The sequence below is a fragment of the Legionella parisiensis genome, from assembly GCF_001467945.1.
Lineage (GTDB): Bacteria > Pseudomonadota > Gammaproteobacteria > Legionellales > Legionellaceae > Legionella > Legionella parisiensis.
The window spans coordinates 1,791,793-1,812,931 of the sequence record NZ_LNYQ01000013.1; the positions used below are offsets into that span (position 1 = coordinate 1,791,793).

Sequence of the window (21,139 nt, forward strand, 5' to 3'; positions counted from 1 at the left end):
TTTAAATTAGTGATGCATCGCAATGCATTCTTGGTCTTGTTTTAGGAGAATGATTTTCTCAGCAACTTCATTAATAAAGTCCTTTAATTTTTCAGGTTGTTCTACATTATTTTGTCGAATTTCAACTAATTTATCTTTCAAACCGAAAGTAACCTTATATTCAACCGTTGCACCACTTAATCGTTTAAACGGTCAGCATCAGTTGCTGTTATTCTAGCCTCAAGAAGCTTTCATTTCATAAATACTCTTAAAGTTGATTTATCACAGTTCAAAAATTGAGTATCTATAATTATTGTACAAACCACTTGTGTGAAGCTTATTCAATTAAGACTATTTTTTAAGCTTTCTGATGTCATGATTTATTAAGAGATTGCAGTTCTCTTATAAAATTTGTTGCAAGTCTCAAGCCTTCAGCTAATTTATTATGAATTTCTGGATGCATATTTTGATCTTGGGCTTCCATTTCATTATGTAAATCAAGGGCAATTTCTTCAAGTAAATGAATTTTTTCTTTTTTACTTATATTTCGATGATAAATTTCTAATACTTCTGCGTCCCTGTTCATATTTGCACCCTTTATGTTTATTGATTCCAATCAATTATAGTACAAGGAGTTCAATAGCATGCATAGCCATGATATTGCATACAAGACTATCAGCCACCCCAGAGCGTATACAGCATCACAATGTGCCCAGGCAGCACATATTAAAGGTAACTGTTTTGCCAAATCTATAGTGGTCAAGTTGGATGGAAAATTTGCACTAGTAGCAATTCCCGCCAATATTCGTCTGGATTTAAACCTTTTAAAAAAGAAACTCATACAAAGCGCGCCGAAATCGCTAAAGAATTTGAGTTTCAAGACAGGTTTACCGACTGCGAAGTTGGAGCGATACCATTGTTTGGCGAACTTCATGGTATGGATGTTTATCTTGCTGAGAGTCTTACACATAAAGAATGGTTTGTTTTTAATGCCGGCAACCATACCCAACTTCTAAAAATCAAAAGTGGTGATTTTTTAAATTTAGTGCATCCAAAAACATTATCGCAGTGTTAAGCAATAAAACCTATAGGCTGCATGTTAAGTAAACACAAGCAGGCCAGGAGGTGCAATTGGATCTCCGCAAGGCGCAGGGCCAAATAATGGCTATAATTAATACAAAGTAACTTATAAAAATATGACCGCTCTAATTACTTTTGATTTTTGAAGTATATTATTATTTGGAGTGTCAGCATGAGCATTGGGAATTTGCGCTTTTTTAGCACAAAACCACAAAGTATTAGTGGATTAGCATCAACTATAGAGCGTAACGCGCCCTATTATAGAATTCATAGCACTTTTCCAGCAGATGGCTTGCCAACAAGGGGCAATTTTGACAGAGTAACTATTGAGGCATTAACTCAATACTTATCAGAAAACAAACCACTAATAACATATGGTGGAGCTATTGTTCTTGATGATTTATTGACAGGCTTTTTAAAAGATAAAGAAATTGAAAATGGGAAGAGTGGATTAATCGTGGGAGTTGCGGAAAGATTAATTGTATTATCTTCGCTGGATTTAATACCAGAAGAATATACTCACGAAGCAATCATCGAGAGTTTACCTGCTGAGCGTATTGTTGCTTACATCACAGAGTTAAAAGACCTGCTTCATGGAGAAATTGTAAGAAATCACTTCGCAGAGGTGAACTCTTCATTGCCCCCAACAGTTACGTTGCCTGAAATAGAAGATTCTGACTTTGTGCACGATGTATGGGAATCTGCATCTACCAAAGATACATTGAAGAAATGAATTTAATGTACATTCACTAGCTTTCATTTAATATTTTCTTAATCTTTTGTCTATATATTTATCATTTCAATTAATAAAAGGATAAATATGAAATTTCAAAATTCCTGGTTTGAAGACCGCTACAATGAATACTGGAACAAGAATGTAGTAACATTGGATGAAACGATTCGCAGCACTTCTTTAGGTCTTAATCTATTTGAAAATCGAGCAAATGTAACTCAATTAATAGAAGCATATCAACAACATGTTTTAAATATTTTAACAAATTTAGACCGTCAGTCTTATCTGTTCGAAGATAAAGAATACGTGCAGACATACATGAAAAATACCGTGAGTCAAACAGGCGAAGATTTTTCAGTTTATGCCAAAATATTTCCTGAATCTAAAGATGTTTGCTCAAAATTTTTAAAAACCCTGGGTGTAAACTTACCATCAGAAACTGAAGAAACCTCATATGTTCCTATGCTGTAACAATTGATACTCATGGGTTTTCGCCTGTACCTAAGTCCAATTTAATACAGGCTAACCCTGGTTGATTGCAGTAATTAATTAAATGATTCTGCAGAGTATCTTCTTTGAGGCAGATCCAGATGATCAGAATCTTCTACATGATGCAGTCTACTTGCCTTATCTTCATCAAAGAAATAGGGAGAATACGCCAACTCAGTTCGTGAAGGTTGTTTTACAAAACAGAAAAATGTTGCTTTTGCTACATCTGTTGGAGAACGAATTTCTTCTTTAGCCAGAGTAAATCCAAGTTGATTGGTAATCCTATCAAGAATATTTTTTGAAAAATAAAGAGACTGATACTCAGATTTAAATTTTAAAACAGCCTGCATAGCCTCTTCAGGGGTAAGAACTTGCTTTTTATCAATGCTATACCTTAGGTTTAATAAAATATGAGATAAATCCAAGATATCCTCATCAAAACAATTTGCATGCTCCGATAAAAAGAGAATTCCTCCGGGCTCTAAAACTTGACTTGCCTGTTTTAAACTGTTGACTTGTGCTTGAAACGATGGGAAATGATGTAATGAATGATTATACATAACCACTGCAAATTTTTTCCCCTTAAGTGCGCCTAATAGATCACTGCCATCATACTCATAATAGTTATGAAGTTGTGCCATATAGTGATTTTTTCTCTTTTTATCACTGCTATTTTCACCACCCCAGTCAATCTCAGTTTGAATATCAATTGCATTTCCTTCCATGCCTAAATGCTTGCTTACCAAATAGGTCATTGCACAGTCACCAGCACCTATATCAAGAAGGGCTTTTCCCTTCAATTTTTCCTTCTGTTGAGGCGAAAAATGGGAAGTGATGATACGAGCTATGTTTGCAGATTTATAATGCTGATACTCAGTATCGGTCATTGAAAACTCTTTTCTATTCTGCATGCCAGCTGAAAGATACCATTGATGAATTAATGCAGCGACCTCAAAATCAGGGGTTGTCGAAGGTAATTCCCTTAGTGTTTTAATAAAATCTAATACCGTTTGCTTCTCTATATCTAAAAATGCATATAAAAAAGCTTTTTCTGCTTGTTTTTGGCGAGACCTCGATTTTAATAGTTTAATTATTTGATTAGGTTGAATAATTTGTTGCGGGGCTGAGTCTAGTGCTTTTTTTGTAACTTCAACCCCCTCATTATTATTCCTGTTCGTATTTGTTGGCATATCACCTCTATAATTAATTCCAGAAGTGTTCATTATATGTTAATTATTATTATTTTCAATACATACTGCTTCTTATTTTTTCATAGATCCGGGTTAATATTATTCATGTGAAAGAATTGGCGGAGACGCTAATTATGAAAGAACCTTATTTCCATTTCGCTACCTCTTTAGGATTATTATTTGTGAGTTTTCTCATATTTTTTATTCTTCTATGAATTTGGGATATACTCCAAAAAAGAGCACACTTTATTAAGAAACTTTCCCCTCATAAGTTATATATGCTTTATTTCTGAATCATTCGGTGTCTATTTAAGACGCTTTTTCTTACTCGAGACAGGGAAGAGTTACCTTTTAAGAACTCAGTAAAAAAGGCACATGCCAGCCATAAGATAAAAATTGCTCATCGGGAAGCGCGCTGAAAACAAAAGAAATATAGTGATTGAATTTACCAACCCTAAAGTAGCTCCTGCCTTTGTCCAGCCCGAGTAAAATCCTCTTTCCTTTCCCCTGCTAACTCCAGCAGACATCACTACAGCATCAGCCTATCCTCCTCCAACAGCGATACCTTGCATACATCGCAAAATCACTAATAAAATCGGGGCAAAATCCCTATTGTCTGGTAGGTCGGATGCAAACCGATTAAAAAGTGGATATCATACATAGTGTAATAACAAGCATGCTCTTTCGACTTAATAAGTCACCATAATGACCAAAAATAACACCACTAAGAGGTCTGGCAAAGAAACCAACTACATAGTCGTATATGCAGCCATAATTCCTTCTATAGGGCTGATTTCAGGAAAAAAAGTTTATTGAAAAATAGAGCTGAGCGGTACCAAAGAGATAAAAGTCATACCACTCGATTGTAGTTCCAACCATACTTGCGAGCGAGACTTTTCTTGATGCTTTAGATTGGGGATCTTGTCGTATTACTGCCATAATTCTTAATAGAAACAATAGGATATTATATTGAACCCCATACGAGTTATTTTCAGAGTGCGAGATTACTTCTATAACCTTGATTATGTTGGCAACCAAGTTTTAATTTTTTACACTGAAGCAACAAAGCCTCCAATCACATAGTTTATCTGGATCATACTAATTACTTTCTTTCAATTTTTTTTGCTACACTACAATTGATCTGAGTCAGAGTCTTTATATTATCGCAAATTGATAACTGTTCGGTAAATAACTAGAGTAGAATAAGGAAATTCGATATGAACTATTTAGAGCTTATTCTAAAAACTCTAAATAAATTTGCGCAAAATCTCATTGCGCTTATTCCCAATATCATTATTGCCATTGTTTTTGCTTTTATTACTTATTTTCTTGCTAAATTAATTAGTCGTATTGTGAGTTCGCTTTTACCGAGAATAGCGATTCGTGCAAATTTAGTAATAATTTTTCATAAGCTAACCATTATCATAGTGTGGTTTTTAGGAATATTAATTATTTCTGCCATCTTAATTCCTTCAGTAACAACCGCAAATATTTTGGCTACTTTAGGATTAACCTCTGTCGCAATCGGCTTTGCATTCAAAAATGTTTTTGAAAATTTTTTTACTGGTATTTTAATCTTGCTCAGAGAGCCTTTTAGTATTGGCGATTTTATTGAGGTCGAGTCACAACATGGGGATGCTAAAGGCTATGTTCATCGTATTTCTGTTCAAAATACTCATTTGCGTAAAACGGACGGTTCACGGGTATTTATCCCGAACTCTAAAATGTATGCTAGTATAGTACGGGTATTTACTGATGAATCACTCAGACGCGAAAAAATTATTTGCAGTATTGATTTTAATACTGATATAGAAAAAGCTCGTTCAGTCATTAAAAATGCTATGGAGCAGTGTAAAACAGTTTCTAAAGATAAGTACATTCAAGTCTATGTGGTTTCTTTTTCTTCTAATGGCATTGACTTTGCAATATATTGGTGGACAAATCCCGAACCCAGCCAACAACGTCGCTCGCTTGATGAGGTGCTCACCTCGATTAGAAAAGCGCTTGATAATGAAAAAATCCCGATGACCTATTCCACTCCAGTGAGCTTTATTGAGCCTTTGATGATTTATAGTAAAGAAACAAGTAAAAAACAAGGTAAAGATCATAATGAAAAAGAATAAAGATTCTGAGTCTTTTTAGGTCAACACTTGAGTAATTCAGCTTTTCCCGGACAAAATCAGCACTGTACTGAATCAATTAAAAAGAATAAAATCCCTCTTGTTTTATTATTTTAGTGTTCTGCACATTCGGATATTTCAAAAATGAGTCAGTTTTTAGATCTCTCACTTCTTAAGAGGAATCGAGACTTCAGATTACTTTATTTAGGTCAATTTATCTCATTTATAGGTACTATGATCAGCAGTGTCGCCCTGCCCTATCAAATTTATCAGATCACTCAGTCAACTCTTTTAGTTGGTTTACTAAGTTTGGTGCAATTATTGCCTCTATTAATCACTGCGCTGATTGGTGGTGTATTTGCTGATCGATACAATCGTCGCGGATTATTAATTATCAGTGAATTACTCCTTGCAGGAGGATGTTTTATACTTGCCCTTAATTCATTTCAGACCTCTCCTTCTCTAAGCCTTATTTTTATCATTTCAGCTTCTATGTCTGCAATTAACGGATTGCATCGTCCTGCTTTTGATAGTGTTTTGCAACAAATTGTTAATCCTAGTGATTACAAAAAAGTAGGTGCACTTGCTACATTTAAATTCAGCTTTTGTATGATTATTGCACCTGCTCTTTCTGGACTTATTATTTCCCAATATGGAATTGTTATTACTTATTTTGTTGATTTAATTACATTTTTTATGTCATTAATCTGTTTAGTTAGAATTCATACTATTCCTAAACCTACAACGCAAGTACATCCTTCCATTTTATCTTCCCTAAAACAAGGAATCTCTTTTGCATTTGATCGGCAGGAATTAATAGGAAGCTATACTGTAGATTTTATTGCTATGGTTTTTGCATGGCCTAATTCGTTACTTCCTGCTGTAGCCCAATCCTTTGGTGGTGCCGGAACTTTAGGTTTGCTCTACTCTGCACCTGCAGCAGGAGCACTGATTATTTCATTTTTCAGTGGTTGGACTGCAAAAATAAACCATGATGGTAAAGCCATTGCCATTGCCTCTATACTGTGGGGTGCTGCAATCATTGGGTTTGGCTTATCTAATTCACTTTGGCTTGTGCTGTTTTTCTTAGCACTCGCTGGCGCTTTTGATGGGATAAGCGGAATATTTCGTACTACTTTGTGGAATAATACTATTCCAACGGAATATCGGGGAAGGCTAGCCGGTATTGAAATGATCAGTTATTTGAGTGGACCTAAATTAGGTGATGCACGTGCTGGATTTATTGCTACCAGTTTTAGCATTACTACAGCTCTAATCTCAGGTGGTGTATTATGTATTATAGGGGTAGCTTTTTGCTGTTTGGCTTTTCCAAAATTTTGGCACTACCGCTCACACCAAGCAGAAAAGCCACCATAGATCGATAACTTCTAAAATCATTTAAAAACTGCAATAACTTCAGGCAAGTTTTTAAAAAAAAGAACATAGAAGCCTGAATAAAATTCAAGAATCAATAACTACTTTCCCAAGTATTTCAAAAATTGTTTATACTTGTTTTACTAAGAATATTAAATTCTTTTTATCGATATAATAAGGACATTCATGAAACAAACAATATTATTGTTATTATTTTTAACCTCTTTGTTAGCAGGATGTCATACACCAAAGCCTGGAGAAGTTTCTAAAATAGATAACAAAGGTTATGGTGGAGTTGGTGGCGCTGGTGGAAGCGGCAGCTCTGGGGGGCCAGGCAGCTCTGGAGGGCTTGGTGGAGTTGGTGGAAGTCGTTAAGTGATGCTTTTCAAGTTGATACTTAAGATAACTAGTAATTTTTTACCCACTTAAGTTCATCTTGAATATTCACATTTTTAGAAATTAATAAAAAAATTAATCGATACAATATTGCTTAAAAAGTCAGGGACTCCAAAACGTCGAATGTATTGATTCATATAACCAATTTCAGTAGTGGTTATTGGATTTATTTTATAACCAAAACCTATGAAAAATCGGTTTTGATCAAAACCACGACTGTTTTTACCCACAAAATTATTCTTATGCAGAAACAGTTCATCGCTCGCGACAAAACTAAATTTAGTATATTGTTTAATCGGCACCGAAATTTTAATAAGCTCTCTAAATCGATATGCCGTTTTAGGATTATTTTCTAGAAATCGCTGTTCTGTACGTGTTCGGCTGGTAAATGTCAAATAACGATTGGATTTAATCCATAAAAGTTGTTGCCAAATTCGATCTTCCTCAAATGGATTAGATGTATTAGGTATTCCCGTATATATCCAGGCGTATCCAACCCAAATACTCAGGTTCTCTGTTAATGCATAACCTAATCCTGGACGTACTAAAATCTGTGAAAAGCGGCTGCTATCATCGCCTATACGCTCTTGCGTTTCTAACCAATATAACACGCGACTCAGTATTTTGTCCTTACTATGAGTCTTACCAGTCGCAGTGACATTAAACCAAGATTGAAAATCACGCTCAATTGCACATTCTGCATTTTTCGGCCAACCCAAAGTAAATATGCCTACTAAAAACGAGAATAATATACATATCCTATGCATTATTATTTTTCAAGTTAAAAAAAGACACATTCTAATAGGTGTTGCGTGGATTGAAAAGTATTTTTATGTGCTTAATGATGTGACTTTTAGTTAAAGCTCTCTGGATAATGTTCTAATTAAGTTCCAAGAGCTCGAATAATAATTTAAGTTGAATACTTAAGCCAAAGTGGCATCACTTTATTAAGGTAAACCATAAATTTCCACAAGCCTACCTGAGATTCCACATTACCATAGGCATCTGCTTTGATTTCTGGATAGGCAATACCTAAACCGAAGAGCCCAGGCCCAATAATACCAACATAAGGATTATAGCGTACATGCTCATAATCACCGATAATAATATTTTTACGCTGTTCAAAACCTACCGCATAAATTACGTGGTTACATTCAGGCAAAAAACGTGCAATATTGGGTTCGCTGACATTGTAACGTACGAGATTGGAGGGCATAACTCCATCAATGTGTTCTCTAGCCCAGGCTGCACTCTGTCCCTTTAGCCCGGTATTATCAAAAAGAATCCAATCTTCCATCTCAACAGCGTAACAACATGGCGAACGATAAAAATTAATGACTTTTTTAACATCCAATTCTACAAGATATTTTAAAATAATAATTGCAGAATGAGAGGAACCAAATACCCCATAAGTTTTATCACGCTGAATAACAGCTGACAGCTTTTCCTTATCAATTGCTGTATCAAAAGGAATTACATTAACGCCAGGATAATTTAATGTTGACGGTAATGCACCTGTAGCCAGTATTACATTTTTAGCGTGGTAGGTTTGTGAATCCGAACTTAAAGACCACAGGCGTTTAGATAAAAACATTTTATGAATGGTCTTTTTTACTGCGTGGACTCTTTGTAAAAAGTTTTCTGTAATCCACTGCAAGGGCTCTGCCATGTAATTCAAAGTACATGTTTCATCCAGTGGTAAATGATTTAATTGAAAATCAACTGGAGCCTCTTGGTAATGAAAAGAATGAACTGCCGATAAAAAATCTTTAAAATACTTAACCTTAGTATTGCTTGACACATTACGCCAATAAAGGCCAAAATCTCCAACCTTAAAATGAGGGTCAAACCATAAAATATCCTCTGGCAAAATGCCATTATCCAATAATTTACCCACGGCTGCGATCCCTGAAGGACCTGCCCCCACTACTGCCCATTGATACATTTTTTTATGCATAAGCTTATTCTTGATCACAAGTATTTACCAGAACACAAGTACCTGAGCTACAATCATCTATTGTTTGGCATGAAGGATCATAATAACCTTCATTAGGTACCCCAAGAACCACATTGCTATCATCATTTAAATTATCATCATACCAAATACCATCATTCAAGGTATTTACATTGACACCTGCTCCATACCAGTCGTTATTTTGGTAATAATTACCATGGTAGCCATTATAATACCCATTATTATGATATCCAGTATTTGGAAGCGCGCCATGATAGCCTCCCCCATGTCCCTCAAAAGCAAAAGTAGAAGTACTGAGCAGGAAACATAAGGTAGATAGTAAAACACGAGCGCGGAGTTTCATTTTCTTTCCTTAGAGTTTAAAGAGTCAGTTTTTAATAAAGTATAGTACTTGAAATGAAAGTAAGCGCAACAAAATCTCAGGATGAATAAATAGAATTTTGAATCTTTATGGTACACTCAAGTAATTATTTGATCTAACGGTGGAGGCTCTATGATTTATCTATCAATTCCTACTGGTATGGTTTTTAGAAAAGTGGCTACTGGAGCAAAGATAAGGGATTGCCTTGTAGATCCCAAGGGAGGTGGAGTCATAGAACTGCAAGATTTAGTTAAAGAAGCTTTACGAAACAATACAGGACGAAAAAGCTGTATTGAGTTAAAAGAAAAGGGATTTACTATATATCTAAAGCTGCCACCTAACAGCGATGATTCTTTTTTGGCTTATGCTCCAAATCATAATGGAAAATATCCAACTGAAGTAGAACCAAAAATTGTAAGTGGTAAAACGGTTCAGAAATATGACCCCAAATACGACACAAGATACGGCTCTTTTTGGCATCAAAATATGTATTTAACTGCCAAGCAAGAACTGGAAATTGAAAATAAAATGTTAGAGCAGAGAGAAAATCGCAGGCATATCGGCAATAGCCCTAATGCAACCTAATTTTATTTTAGATGAAAAAATAGCATGGATGCAGCACTTTGCATCCTGCTTACTCCTTAACAATGAATCAAAAACCCAGCTAAAATTGGGTTCGGTGACATGCTTAATCAATTATGCTAATATTCTTTTCGTTCCAAAATAACTTTCATTTAACCTACACTATATATTGGAACAAAACATATTGGACAATCAAATAACACTTTTGGATTCATATGGCAGTTACTATAAAGACCCCTGACGAAATTGAGAAAATGCGTATTGCTGGCAGACTTGCTGCCGAAGTTCTTGAAATGATTGGTCCTCACGTACAAGAAGGCATCACAACTGACGAACTGAATACTCTTTGTCATGACTACATTGTGAATACACAAAAAGCAATTCCCGCCCCTTTAAATTATAATGGCTTTCCAAAGTCCATTTGTACTTCAGTAAACCACGTGGTTTGTCATGGGATCCCGGGAAAAAAAGTGTTAAAAGATGGGGACATAATTAATATTGACGTCACTGTAATTAAAGACGACTATCATGGCGATACCAGTAAAATGTTCATTATTGGTGCTCCATCAGTTAAAGCAAAACATGTAATTCAGGTGGCTCATGAGTGTTTGTTCATTGGAATTGATATGGTAAAACCCGGAGTTCAGTTAGGTGATATAGGTTATGCCATACAACAACATGCAGAAAAAAATCGTTGTTCAGTTGTTCGTGATTATTGTGGTCACGGTATAGGTCGCATCTTCCATGAAGATCCACAAGTATTGCATTACGGAGTACCTGGAACAGGAATGAAATTGGAACCAGGCATGACCTTCACTATAGAACCTATGATCAATGTTGGAAAACACCATACTCGCTTATTGCCTGATCAATGGACTGTAGTTACTAAAGATCATAGCCTTTCAGCCCAATGGGAACATACCTTATTGGTTACCGATGATGGTGTAGAAATTTTGACTCTGCGCGATGAAGAACGAAAATAAACAGACAAATGCTCATCTCTTTTCTAAGGAGCAGGATGCAGAAAAAAAGGGGATGACACTGGAGCTGCAACATATTAAAAACACCCTCAAACAATTTAAAGAAAAACTTCGCGAAGAATTCGATTATAAAACCAATATTACTACCATCATTCGTAAATTAGTTACCTTCATTGATGATTTGGTTATTCGTTTATTTATCAAAAATCAACTGGATCATGATGCTTTTTGTCTTCTTGCTCTTGGTAGTTATGGACGTCGGGAACTACAACTCTACTCTGATGTCGACATATTGCTCCTGCATACTGATAAAGTCTCTAAATCACAATTGCATCGTGCACAAAACTTTATCCAGGATTGCTGGGACGTTGGTTTGAATCTCAGCCATCAAATCACTAGTGTTTCATCTTGTGCAGAACTTGCAAGTCAAGATGTCACGGTAATTTCCAGTCTTATGGATATGTTTTTATTATGTGGCCGCGGTGCATTAATGGAAGAATTAATTTATCAAATCCATCCATTACACATGTGGACTAGCCAGGATTACTTTTTAGCAAAACTCCAAGAACAAAAAAAACGTGATGCGAAGTACGGTGAAACAGCTTATAACTTGGAGCCCAATGTCAAATATGGTCCTGGCGGCCTGCGTGATTTGCAGATCCTGCTCAGTATTGGCAAACGCCATTTTAGAATTAAAAAATTGGCTGATGGCATAAACTATGGATTCATTACTGATAAAGAATATGAAAAACTTACTTATTGTCAGCACTTTCTCTGGCGTGTGCGTTTTGCTTTACATGTATTAGCTGAAAAAGCAGAAGAACGCTTATCTTTTGATTACCAAATAAAACTAGCTCAGTTTTTTGGCTATAAAGATAAGCCTCATTCATTAGCCATAGAACAATTCATGAAGGATTACTTTAAAGTAATTAAACGTAACAGGGAGCTCAACGAAATGTTATTGCAAGGGTTTGATGAAACCATCGCCCACTCCCCAAAGCAAAAACTGTTTCATCTGGATAATGAATTTCAGTTATCCAACAATTACATTGAAGTAAGAAATACTCGCGTCTTCATTCACCATCCACAGGCACTATTAAAACTATTTCTTTGGATAGCAAAACGACCTGATATTGAAGGAGTTCGAGCAAATACTATCCGCTTAATTAGGGAGTCACTCTATCTGATGAATAAACGCTTTAAAGCGTCTTCAGAAACTGCAGAATTGTTTATGAGTATTCTTAAAACAACGGATGGACCTTATAAGGCTCTGCATCGAATGAGCCGATATGGTGTTCTAGCGCATTACCTTGAGTGTTTCGCTATGGTAACCGGACAAATGCAGTATGATTTATTTCATGTTTATACAGTAGATCAACATACTTTATTTGTAATTCGTAATTTATCCCGTTTTAAAGAAAAAAAATATGCAGACCAATTTCCCCTCTGTGTACAAATAATGCAAAATTTAAACAAACCTGAATTACTTTACTTAAGTGCATTATTTCATGATATTGCCAAAGGACGAGGTGGTGACCATTCAGAGTTAGGTGCGATTGAAGCGTCGCATTTTGCACAAAATCACAATCTCGAAAAAGAAGACCGTGATTTACTTGTTTGGCTTGTGCGCAATCACCTCATCATGTCACAAACAGCACAAAGACAAGATATTTACGATCCCAATACCATAAAAAATTTTTGCCAGCTTTTACCCCACCCTCACTACCTCGATTATTTGTATTTGTTAACCGTTGCTGACATTTGCGGTACCAATCCTACCTTATGGAACTCCTGGAAAGACTCGCTACTTAAAGAGTTGTATCGTGCAGCCAAGCATATGTTACATAGAGAACAAGAGTTGTTAGATGAAACTGCGCTCATCAAAGCACGCAAGCAATATGCATTATCCATGTTGGTTTCGGAAGGACTGGCAGCAACAACCGTAGAGGACTTATGGAAGCAATTTAAAGAAAGATATTTTTTACATGAGTCCCCAGAAATCATAGCACGCCATACCAAAGCGATACTTTCCTGCACTAAATTCCCTCTAGTCATGATTATGCCTCATCATAGTCAGGGCGGAACCGAAGTTTTTATTTATATGCCTCACCGCGATGATCGATTTGCTATTGCAACCACTGTTTTAAGCAATCACAATGTCACCATTCAAGAGGCAATGATTCTTACCTGTGATAATCAATATGATTTAGACACTTATATTATTTTAGAGGAGCAAAATCAGGCATTTTTTAATAAGCAACGTTCTCATGATATTCAACAGGCTTTATGTACTCACTTAGCAAAAATTGAACAATTGCCCGTGGTAGCACGAAAAAGACTTTCGCGTGCTCTAGCACATTTTAATGTCAAAACTCAAATCCATTATTATGATGACCTCACTCATCTTCAAACCCGTTTATTTCTAGTCACCGGAGATAGACCTGGATTACTTGCAACAATAGGCAGAGTATTTTCTACATTAAATATTCATTTGCATAACGCAAAAATTGTAACTGCAGGAGAACGTGCCGAAGATACTTTTTATATTACAAATCATCAAAATCAGTCGCTAAATAATGATGAGAAAGAAGTTTTAAAACAAAAACTAATTCATGAATTACAAATAAGTTCGAAGTAAAAGTGATACTAGTAATACTTGCAGTTGCCCAAAAGATAGGAAAGTAATTTTTTTACACACTTAATGTCTTTAAATTTTGCAATTAGATTGCAAATTGTCTATATTATACAAAATATTTATTCTTTGCATTGTATGAAAAAAAAGAGACTGACTTCATTTTTGAAGTTCTACCAAGACTCAAAGATTGATGAAATTGAAGAGCTAAGGAAAAGCTATGCTACTTTGGAAAATCTTGGCGACGAAGATGAAGTCCCTGAAAAAATAGAAGAAGAATATCATCATGTTGTAGAAGTCATAAATGAGCCTTCTTTACCTCACTACCCATTGTATTGGAAAGAATTTATTCCTGCTATTTCTGAGGATAACTTGGATGTCTTGTTGGCTGGGTTTGAAGAAGGAGATCTGGTTTATGGGATAAGCGGTTCGCGTATTAGTTTATTTCATTTTTTGAGGCAACAAGGGAAACACGATTTCGCAAACAGGGTTGATGATGTATTCGATGCGACGATCGATCCCTTTCTTGATCCATTACTGGATCCAAGCTTAGCAAAACCATCTAATCCCTTTTATACCCCTGCACAAACATTTAAATCTTATGCCGGTCTTTTAAAACCGGAAATAGAACAATACTCCCCCTCAAATCTATCAAAAGACAAAGCTCCCTTCATTAAGAAAATGTCCAAAATGGGCGTATTCTGGACACTCAGCAATGAGCATAAACTCCATTTTGTGTTAAACAAAATTGATTATAAGATGTGTTTTGAGAAAAAATTTGACAAGATAACTTTTGCAGAACTTCGTTTTCTTTATCGCTATTGGGAGCAATTTAAACCCTATTATGAACGAGGACAAATCAATTTTTACTTCTTAAACGAAAATAACCAATTACAAAAAGTAGAGGCGCCCTGGGAATCGAAACCAGACATCGTTGGGACTTATATACCCAAAAATATTCCCAATACCAAATATCATGCATTTTTTAATAGTTTTGTAATTGATCTGATCAAAAGTGAAATAAAAAATGGAATATGGAAGACAGGCCTCTTTGGAATTGGAGGGGGCAAGCCAATTATTGTTGATGGCCATGGCAAAACGGTTCCTCATCGAGTTGCACGTATTTATGAAGTTGCTGTCGACCCTACTTTGAGTCCAGCCGCTAAATACTTAAAAACTCTAGCACTTGCCGAAAAAGCAATTCGTAATCCTAAAAAATTACAAAAACCGGAAACTACTGAATTTTATCAAGCAATTCTGGATTTTGATAAAAAATTAGCACCTGTGGAAAAAGAGACATTAAGATTCTTCAAAGGGCAATCTGCATTGAAAAACCATCATGAAGCTTCTCAAAATAACCAACCTAAACTGAAATAAAGAAACATTGAGTTTTATAATTTTTATATTAGAAATTATATTCATTATCAGTTTTGCGTGTAATGATTATGCAATTTATTAATGCCCGAAGGCTCCCAAGCCCCAATACTCTCAAATAGAACAGCAGCTCTCGAAAAATTTATCGTAGTGTCTGAAAAAATTGAGTGAGTAATAAAGCACATTCTGCTTGCATTATTCCCTCATCAATTTGCACTTTATGGTTTAAAGGATAACCCTGTAATAAGTTGTAAACTGAACCCGCGGCTCCTGCTTTAAAATCTCGGGTTGCAAAAACCAGTCTTTTAATCCGTGCATGCACAATCAATCCTGCGCACATGCTACAAGGTTCAAGAGTAACATAGAGTGTTGTACCTAATAATCGATGGTTTTTTAACAGTTGTGATGCATGCCTGATTGCACGAATCTCTGCGTGATCCGATGGATCGTGGCTGTTTAGAGTGAAATTTCGTCCTGAGCTCAATAAATGATTGTCTTTGCTCACTAATACAGCACCAACAGGAACTTCCCCCTCAGCTTGGGCAAGAGTAGCCTGCTCATATGCTTTTTGCATCCAATAGTGATCGTTCATTTAATCAATTAGTGAAAATAAATTTTAACCTTGCAGCCTGGCTAACAAAGGGTCTCCTGATTTTCTCTCCTGCATACAGGAGAAAGAACCAGGTCTAATACCCTTTTTCGGGAGCTTCTTCCTGTAGGGGAAAGAGAAATCTACTAATTTAAAAGCACCACCACACTGTACCAAGAAAACTATTCCCATTCGATAGTAGCGGGTGGTTTGCCTGAAATATCATAGGTAACACGAGATACTCCATCTACTTCATTGATAATTCGATTGGATACATGACCTAGGAAATCCCAAGGCAATTGCGACCAATGTGCTGTCATAAAATCAACCGTCTCTACAGCACGAAGACATATTACATAATCGTATTTACGTCCATCACCCATCACGCCAACACTTTTAACAGGTAGAAATACAGCAAAGGCTTGACTGACTTTATGATAAAGATCGGCTTTCCTTAATTCCTCAATAAAAATAGCATCGGCACGACGTAAAATATCAGCATATTCTTTTTTAACTTCTGCTAAAATTCGCACACCTAAACCAGGCCCAGGAAATGGATGACGATATACCATTTCGTGAGGTAAACCTAATTCAAGACCGATTTTACGCACCTCATCCTTAAATAATTCGCGAATAGGCTCCAATAATTTCAAGTTCAATGTTTCTGGCAAACCACCTACATTATGATGGGACTTAATTACGACTGAAGCACCATTTGTACTCGTTGCTGCAGACTCAATGACATCAGGATAAATTGTTCCTTGTGCCAACCACGAAACTCCAGGAATTTTCAGCGCCTCTTCATCGAATACTTCAATAAAAGTACGTCCAATAATTTTTCTCTTTTCTTCGGGGCATATAACGCCTTTCAGCGCGTGCAAAAATCTTTCTTCTGCTTGAACTGAAATTACTTCAATACCCATGTGTTTGCCAAACATTTCCATAACTTCACTTGCTTCGTTAAAACGCAACAAGCCAGTATCAACAAAAACACAAACTAACTGTTTGCCAATTGCTTTATGTAATAAAGCAGCAACAACAGATGAGTCCACGCCACCAGACAAACCAAGCAAAACCTTCTCGTTTCCTACCTGAGATCTGATTTTACTGATAGCTTCATCGATAATAAGTTCAGACGTCCAATTGGTTGCCGCTTTGCAGATATCAACTACGAAACGATATAAAATGCGCATCCCTTGTAATGTATGGGTTACCTCAGGATGAAATTGTACTCCGTACATCTGGCGACGTTCATCAGCCATACCTGCAATCGGTGCGTTACGAGTCTCACAAATTACCTTAAACCCGGAAGGTAAATTCGTCACTTTATCTCCATGACTCATCCAGACATCTAATAAAGCATTTCCATCCGAACTAAGCCGATCTTCAATTTGTGAAAACAATTTGCTGTGACCATGTAATTTCAATTCAGCATAACCAAACTCTCTGATTGAAGAGGATTGCACTTCTCCCCCTAATTGCACAGCCATGGTTTGCATTCCATAACATATTCCCAAAATAGGAATGCCTACAGCAAATAACCATTGAGGTGCTCGAGGATTCTCATTGTGAGTGACAGTCGCTGGACCACCGGACAAAATGACACCACAAGGATTTAGAGCAGCGAATTGCTCTTGCGTCATATTAAAGGGATGGATTTCGCAATAGACACCTAATTCACGCACACGCCGTGCAATTAACTGTGTGTATTGAGAGCCAAAATCAAGAATCAGCAAAGGATGTTGTTTTAAATCACTCATTATTAATTATCCACCTGATAGTTTGGTGCCTGTTTTGTAATACTTACATCATGAACATGTGACTCCCTCATTCCTGCATTAGTCACTTGTACGAATTCAGTATTAGTATGTAATTGTTCGATATTTTCACATCCTGTATATCCCATGCATGAACGCAAACCACCTAACAATTGATGAATAATTGTTTGCGCCAGTCCTTTATAAGGAACACGTCCTTCAATTCCTTCTGGAACTAATTTTTCAGAACCTAATGATGCATCCTGGAAATAACGGTCACTAGAACCTTGTGATGAAGCCATAGCACCAATTGATCCCATACCTCGATAGCTTTTATAGGTTCTACCTTGGTATAATTCAATTTCTCCTGGAGACTCTTCCGTACCAGCAAACATGCTTCCAAGCATCACAGTATCTGCACCTGCAGCAAGCGCTTTACACACATCTCCAGAAAATCGTATACCGCCATCAGCAATTATTGGAATTTTTCCTTTAAGTTCTTGTGCTACATTCGCGATCGCAGTAATTTGAGGGACACCAACGCCGGTTACAATCCGCGTAGTACAAATAGAACCAGGACCGATACCTACTTTCACTGCATCTGCCCCCGCCTCACATAAATCTCGAGCTGCAGCAGCTGTTGCTATATTTCCTCCAATTACCTCTATATTCGGATAGTGTTTCTTAATCCATTTTACGCGATCAAGTACGCCTTGTGAGTGCCCATGTGCCGTATCAACAACCAGCACATCAACACCTGCTTCAATTAGCGCTTCAATACGTTCATCAGTGCCCTCGCCTACACCAACAGCTGCACCAACTCGCAATTGCTCTGCAGCATCTTTACATGCATACGGGTTTTCTTTAGCTTTTTGTATGTCTTTAACCGTTATCAAGCCACGTAATTGAAATGAATTATTAACCACAAGCAATTTTTCTATACGATGCTTATGTAATAAGCTGCGTACTTCTTCACGACTTGCGCCTTCTCTAACGGTGACCAATTTTGTCTTTGGGGTCATTACTTGCTCGACACTCAAAGATAAATTAGTTTCAAAACGAATATCTCGACTGGTTACAATACCGACTAAATTTTCACCATCAACTACGGGAACCCCAGAGATACTATATTTGGTCATTACGTCGAGCAATTCTTTCACGGTGATATTAGGAGTCACTGTAATTGGGTCTTTCACCATACCACTTTCAAATTTTTTAACTTTTCGGACTTCATCAGCCTGCGCTATAGATGTCATATTCTTATGAATAATGCCAATGCCACCTTCTTGCGCTAAAGCTATGGCTAAGCGAGCCTCGGTCACAGTATCCATTGCTGCTGATACAAGAGGAATGTTCAGGCTAATTGTACGAGTCAATTTTGTTTTTAAAGACACATCTTTAGGTAGTATTAAAGAGTGTGCAGGAACAAGAAGAACATCATCAAAAGTTAGTGATTGCTGCACAATAGAAAGAGCCATTTTATTCTCGTTACAGGAGTTAAATTAACCGAATAGTTTACTATAAATTGTGGACAAATTAAACAGATAATTTACAGAAAATAAAAAAAGTTCTTTGTAATTATAGAACGCCTTGATCCTATTTCTACCAAAACCTCCTCGTGATTTTATTGTGATTAGTATAATTTTTATAATATTTAATCTATGTAATTGAATAGTTAATGGTACTCATAGGAGGTAAAAAGTTAAAAATTTGTCCTTTAGGGTTCCCCTTTATTTTGGAAAATGTTTTTCCACAGAACGCTATTGCACTACTTGAATTAGTTATCAATTAACGTGTACACTGTTGGTTAAATATTGTGTTGAATCAAAAAAAATAGGAAGGGTTCAGCGTTGGCTAAAATAATTGTAATTACATCGGGTAAAGGCGGAGTAGGAAAAACCACTTCTTCTGCAGCTATTTCTTCAGGACTCGCCCTCTTAGGGCATAAGACTGTCGTTATTGACTTCGATATCGGTTTAAGAAACCTCGATATTATCATGGGCTGTGAACGTCGGGTTGTTTATGACTTTGTTAATGTCATCAATAAGGAAGCAAGCTTAAATCAAGCTTTAATTAAAGACAAGCGTGTTGCAAACCTCTCTATACTTCCTGCATCACAAACCCGAGATAAAGATGCATTAACTCTTGATGGCGTTGAAAGAGTCCTTAATGATCTCGCAAAAGATTTTGATTTTATTATTTGTGACTCACCAGCTGGAATTGAAACGGGTGCATTAATGGCGATGTATTTTGCTGATCATGCTATCGTTGTGACTAATCCAGAAGTTTCCTCAGTACGAGACTCTGATCGCATACTCGGTATACTTGCAAGCAAGACTAAAAGAGCCATTGAAAATCAAGAACCTATTCAAGAGCATTTATTATTAACACGTTATGATCCAGAGCGTGTTGAGCGCGGTGACATGCTTTCTGTTACTGACGTAAAGGAAATATTAGCCATTCCATTAATAGGCGTGATTCCTGAATCAAAATCTGTACTTAAAGCTTCGAACACAGGTACACCAGTAGTACTTGATGAAACAAGTGATGCCGGAATTGCTTATCAAGATGCGATTGCTCGATTTCTCGGTGAAGAGAGACCTATGCGTTTCATAAATAATGATCGTAAAGGATTATTGCGTCGCTTATTCGGCAAAAACAAGGAGGAAGTGACGGTATGAGTATTTTCAACTACCTGCGCAGAAGAACTGCTACAGCATCCGTTGCTAAAGAGCGTTTACAGATCATAATTTCTCATGAACGCTCCCAACGTAACACACCTGACTACCTGCCCAAGCTTCAGGAAGAGATTCTTACTGTTATTGCTAAATACGTACATGTGACACGTGATCAGGTCAGTGTGAATCTTGAACGTATGGGAGATAACTCAGTGCTTGAATTAAATATCACTATGCCAGATGATGTTAAAGAAAACGCTTAGAGAATTTAGAAAGATTTGAAATGAGGATATATTACTCATAACACGCTTACTCAGTAATAGTCTACTGTGAATCAAATTATTTTTTTTCAAAAATATAAAATTTCAGTACTTATTCTAAATTACAGCTTAACTTTCCAATAATTGCTTGCTTAGCATCATTTTCATTTTTGATTGCTTATTACTTCCACCACTGCGCGGAGTATATTGCCAGGGTAAACCAGAGCCCGTTCCCATAAATTTAACCATATCCATTGAACATCTTGTTGCTATGGAGCCCAATGAAACTACATTGCCGTTTAGCATCAAAACGAGAGTAACCAGGTTCGGTACTGTTAAAACTAAATTCGGTGTATCAACTTCATAAACTTGTTGACGCTTTTTGCGCTTGCTCCTTAATACAAGAGTTCCTTTCATGATTTGAAATTGTTCTATTTGCTCATCCAAATTCAAGAGTGTCAGATCGGTTTGGTTTCCTATACGCACAGTAGTTGCAGGCATCGCAATTCTACAAGAGCACCTGTATCTAGGTCATGTACAATTAAAGAAAAACCCGGGATCAATATCTTGGACACCCGGGTCACAGTTCA

The 21,139-nt window shown here is 36.5% G+C and carries 21 protein-coding genes and 1 pseudogene; 12 read left to right on the forward strand and 10 right to left on the reverse strand.

The annotated features are described in order from the left end of the window. Nucleotides 1-6 precede the first annotated feature (6 nt). Both Lpar_RS19565 and Lpar_RS14035 read right to left on the reverse strand, forming a co-directional pair. The gene (locus tag Lpar_RS19565) at nt 7-141 is read right to left on the reverse strand and encodes a hypothetical protein (RefSeq protein WP_272947097.1); all 135 of its coding nucleotides are present in this window, start codon (nt 139-141) and stop codon (nt 7-9) included. 211 nt (nt 142-352) lie between these two features. Beyond that, nucleotides 353-565, reverse strand: a complete 213-nt coding sequence (locus Lpar_RS14035; RefSeq protein WP_058518512.1) for a hypothetical protein — start codon at nt 563-565, stop codon at nt 353-355. Nucleotides 566-623: 58 nt separating this feature from the next. On the opposite strand from Lpar_RS14035, the pseudogene Lpar_RS14040 reads away from it, so the two are divergent. The 3 genes and pseudogenes from Lpar_RS14040 (at nt 624) to Lpar_RS14050 (ending at nt 2,263) form a co-directional block, all read left to right on the forward strand. Further along, a pseudogene (locus Lpar_RS14040) lies at nt 624-1,054 on the forward strand (aminoacyl-tRNA deacylase). Nucleotides 1,055-1,231: 177 nt separating this feature from the next. Then, nucleotides 1,232-1,792, forward strand: coding sequence for a hypothetical protein (locus tag Lpar_RS14045; protein ID WP_058518513.1), 561 nt, complete (start codon nt 1,232-1,234; stop codon nt 1,790-1,792). 87 nt (nt 1,793-1,879) lie between these two features. Beyond that, entirely contained in the window at nt 1,880-2,263 is a 384-nt protein-coding gene (locus tag Lpar_RS14050; protein WP_058518514.1) for a hypothetical protein, read from the forward strand. Between the two features lie 74 nt (nt 2,264-2,337). Here the strand turns inward: Lpar_RS14050 and Lpar_RS14055 are convergent, their stop codons facing one another. After that, a complete protein-coding gene (locus tag Lpar_RS14055) occupies nt 2,338-3,471 on the reverse strand; it encodes a class I SAM-dependent methyltransferase (RefSeq protein WP_058518515.1) in 1,134 nt (377 codons plus the stop codon). Between the two features lie 1,217 nt (nt 3,472-4,688). On the opposite strand from Lpar_RS14055, the gene Lpar_RS14060 reads away from it, so the two are divergent. From Lpar_RS14060 to Lpar_RS14070, 3 genes are all read left to right on the forward strand, one after another. Further along, entirely contained in the window at nt 4,689-5,594 is a 906-nt protein-coding gene (locus tag Lpar_RS14060) for a mechanosensitive ion channel family protein (RefSeq protein WP_058518516.1), read from the forward strand. Nucleotides 5,595-5,735: 141 nt separating this feature from the next. After that, entirely contained in the window at nt 5,736-6,968 is a 1,233-nt protein-coding gene (locus tag Lpar_RS14065) for an MFS transporter (protein ID WP_058518517.1), read from the forward strand. A gap of 183 nt (nt 6,969-7,151) precedes the next feature. After that, nucleotides 7,152-7,340, forward strand: a complete 189-nt coding sequence (locus tag Lpar_RS14070) for a hypothetical protein (RefSeq protein ID WP_058518518.1) — start codon at nt 7,152-7,154, stop codon at nt 7,338-7,340. 77 nt (nt 7,341-7,417) lie between these two features. On the opposite strand, the gene Lpar_RS14075 is transcribed toward Lpar_RS14070, so the two are convergent. The 3 genes from Lpar_RS14075 to Lpar_RS14085 all read right to left on the reverse strand — a co-directional run bounded on the left by Lpar_RS14075 (nt 7,418) and on the right by Lpar_RS14085 (nt 9,679). Continuing rightward, complete coding sequence (locus Lpar_RS14075; RefSeq protein ID WP_058518519.1) at nt 7,418-8,128, reverse strand: DUF2490 domain-containing protein; 711 nt, start codon at nt 8,126-8,128, stop codon at nt 7,418-7,420. 143 nt (nt 8,129-8,271) lie between these two features. Beyond that, on the reverse strand, nt 8,272-9,318 hold the full coding sequence (locus Lpar_RS14080; RefSeq protein ID WP_058518520.1) for an FAD-dependent oxidoreductase: 1,047 nt from the start codon (nt 9,316-9,318) through the stop codon (nt 8,272-8,274). Between the two features lie 4 nt (nt 9,319-9,322). Beyond that, nucleotides 9,323-9,679: a hypothetical protein gene (locus Lpar_RS14085; protein WP_058518521.1), complete on the reverse strand. Its 357-nt coding sequence runs from the start codon at nt 9,677-9,679 to the stop codon at nt 9,323-9,325. Between the two features lie 150 nt (nt 9,680-9,829). On the opposite strand from Lpar_RS14085, the gene Lpar_RS14090 reads away from it, so the two are divergent. From Lpar_RS14090 to Lpar_RS14105, 4 genes are all read left to right on the forward strand, one after another. Further along, entirely contained in the window at nt 9,830-10,282 is a 453-nt protein-coding gene (locus Lpar_RS14090) for a hypothetical protein (protein WP_058518522.1), read from the forward strand. A gap of 212 nt (nt 10,283-10,494) precedes the next feature. After that, nucleotides 10,495-11,262 (forward strand): type I methionyl aminopeptidase, encoded by a 768-nt coding sequence (gene map / locus Lpar_RS14095; RefSeq protein WP_058518523.1) that lies wholly within the window; start codon nt 10,495-10,497, stop codon nt 11,260-11,262. A 52-nt stretch (nt 11,263-11,314) separates the two neighbouring features. Then, entirely contained in the window at nt 11,315-13,897 is a 2,583-nt protein-coding gene (gene glnD / locus Lpar_RS14100) for a [protein-PII] uridylyltransferase (protein ID WP_172465792.1), read from the forward strand. 132 nt (nt 13,898-14,029) lie between these two features. Next, entirely contained in the window at nt 14,030-15,268 is a 1,239-nt protein-coding gene (locus Lpar_RS14105) for a hypothetical protein (RefSeq protein WP_133133912.1), read from the forward strand. A gap of 139 nt (nt 15,269-15,407) precedes the next feature. On the opposite strand, the gene tadA is transcribed toward Lpar_RS14105, so the two are convergent. From tadA to guaB, 3 genes are all read right to left on the reverse strand, one after another. Beyond that, complete coding sequence (tadA, locus tag Lpar_RS14110) at nt 15,408-15,857, reverse strand: tRNA adenosine(34) deaminase TadA (RefSeq protein ID WP_058518526.1); 450 nt, start codon at nt 15,855-15,857, stop codon at nt 15,408-15,410. Between the two features lie 179 nt (nt 15,858-16,036). Continuing rightward, nucleotides 16,037-17,614 (reverse strand): glutamine-hydrolyzing GMP synthase, encoded by a 1,578-nt coding sequence (guaA, locus tag Lpar_RS14115; RefSeq protein ID WP_058518527.1) that lies wholly within the window; start codon nt 17,612-17,614, stop codon nt 16,037-16,039. A 2-nt stretch (nt 17,615-17,616) separates the two neighbouring features. After that, nucleotides 17,617-19,089 (reverse strand): IMP dehydrogenase, encoded by a 1,473-nt coding sequence (guaB, locus tag Lpar_RS14120; RefSeq protein WP_058518528.1) that lies wholly within the window; start codon nt 19,087-19,089, stop codon nt 17,617-17,619. 372 nt (nt 19,090-19,461) lie between these two features. Between guaB and minD the strand changes: the two genes are divergently transcribed. Then, complete coding sequence (gene minD, locus Lpar_RS14125) at nt 19,462-20,292, forward strand: septum site-determining protein MinD (RefSeq protein ID WP_058518529.1); 831 nt, start codon at nt 19,462-19,464, stop codon at nt 20,290-20,292. Then, nucleotides 20,289-20,552 carry a cell division topological specificity factor MinE gene (gene minE / locus Lpar_RS14130; RefSeq protein WP_058518530.1) on the forward strand — a complete coding sequence of 88 codons (264 nt, stop codon included), beginning with the start codon at nt 20,289-20,291 and terminating at the stop codon, nt 20,550-20,552. The genes minD and minE overlap by 4 nt, the downstream gene beginning before the upstream one ends. Nucleotides 20,553-20,678: 126 nt before the next feature. Here the strand turns inward: minE and Lpar_RS14135 are convergent, their stop codons facing one another. Beyond that, nucleotides 20,679-21,050 (reverse strand): hypothetical protein, encoded by a 372-nt coding sequence (locus Lpar_RS14135; protein WP_058518531.1) that lies wholly within the window; start codon nt 21,048-21,050, stop codon nt 20,679-20,681. Nucleotides 21,051-21,139 lie beyond the last annotated feature (89 nt).

What these genes read in the sequence shown, in the direction of transcription:
- glnD (WP_172465792.1), top strand. Translation starts at nt 11,315, where the DNA reads ATGACACTGGAGCTGCAACATATTAAAAACACCCTCAAACAATTTAAA.
- tadA (WP_058518526.1), bottom strand. Translation starts at nt 15,857, where the DNA reads ATGAACGATCACTATTGGATGCAAAAAGCATATGAGCAGGCTACTCTT.
- Lpar_RS14060 (WP_058518516.1), top strand. Translation starts at nt 4,689, where the DNA reads ATGAACTATTTAGAGCTTATTCTAAAAACTCTAAATAAATTTGCGCAA.
- Lpar_RS14070 (WP_058518518.1), top strand. Translation starts at nt 7,152, where the DNA reads ATGAAACAAACAATATTATTGTTATTATTTTTAACCTCTTTGTTAGCA.
- Lpar_RS14080 (WP_058518520.1), bottom strand. Translation starts at nt 9,318, where the DNA reads ATGCATAAAAAAATGTATCAATGGGCAGTAGTGGGGGCAGGTCCTTCA.
- Lpar_RS14105 (WP_133133912.1), top strand. Translation starts at nt 14,030, where the DNA reads ATGAAAAAAAAGAGACTGACTTCATTTTTGAAGTTCTACCAAGACTCA.
- Lpar_RS14090 (WP_058518522.1), top strand. Translation starts at nt 9,830, where the DNA reads ATGATTTATCTATCAATTCCTACTGGTATGGTTTTTAGAAAAGTGGCT.
- Lpar_RS14055 (WP_058518515.1), bottom strand. Translation starts at nt 3,471, where the DNA reads ATGCCAACAAATACGAACAGGAATAATAATGAGGGGGTTGAAGTTACA.
- Lpar_RS14045 (WP_058518513.1), top strand. Translation starts at nt 1,232, where the DNA reads ATGAGCATTGGGAATTTGCGCTTTTTTAGCACAAAACCACAAAGTATT.
- map (WP_058518523.1), top strand. Translation starts at nt 10,495, where the DNA reads ATGGCAGTTACTATAAAGACCCCTGACGAAATTGAGAAAATGCGTATT.
- Lpar_RS14050 (WP_058518514.1), top strand. Translation starts at nt 1,880, where the DNA reads ATGAAATTTCAAAATTCCTGGTTTGAAGACCGCTACAATGAATACTGG.
- guaB (WP_058518528.1), bottom strand. Translation starts at nt 19,089, where the DNA reads ATGGCTCTTTCTATTGTGCAGCAATCACTAACTTTTGATGATGTTCTT.
- guaA (WP_058518527.1), bottom strand. Translation starts at nt 17,614, where the DNA reads ATGAGTGATTTAAAACAACATCCTTTGCTGATTCTTGATTTTGGCTCT.
- minE (WP_058518530.1), top strand. Translation starts at nt 20,289, where the DNA reads ATGAGTATTTTCAACTACCTGCGCAGAAGAACTGCTACAGCATCCGTT.
- Lpar_RS14085 (WP_058518521.1), bottom strand. Translation starts at nt 9,679, where the DNA reads ATGAAACTCCGCGCTCGTGTTTTACTATCTACCTTATGTTTCCTGCTC.
- Lpar_RS14075 (WP_058518519.1), bottom strand. Translation starts at nt 8,128, where the DNA reads ATGCATAGGATATGTATATTATTCTCGTTTTTAGTAGGCATATTTACT.
- Lpar_RS14065 (WP_058518517.1), top strand. Translation starts at nt 5,736, where the DNA reads ATGAGTCAGTTTTTAGATCTCTCACTTCTTAAGAGGAATCGAGACTTC.
- Lpar_RS14035 (WP_058518512.1), bottom strand. Translation starts at nt 565, where the DNA reads ATGAACAGGGACGCAGAAGTATTAGAAATTTATCATCGAAATATAAGT.
- Lpar_RS14135 (WP_058518531.1), bottom strand. Translation starts at nt 21,050, where the DNA reads ATGCCTGCAACTACTGTGCGTATAGGAAACCAAACCGATCTGACACTC.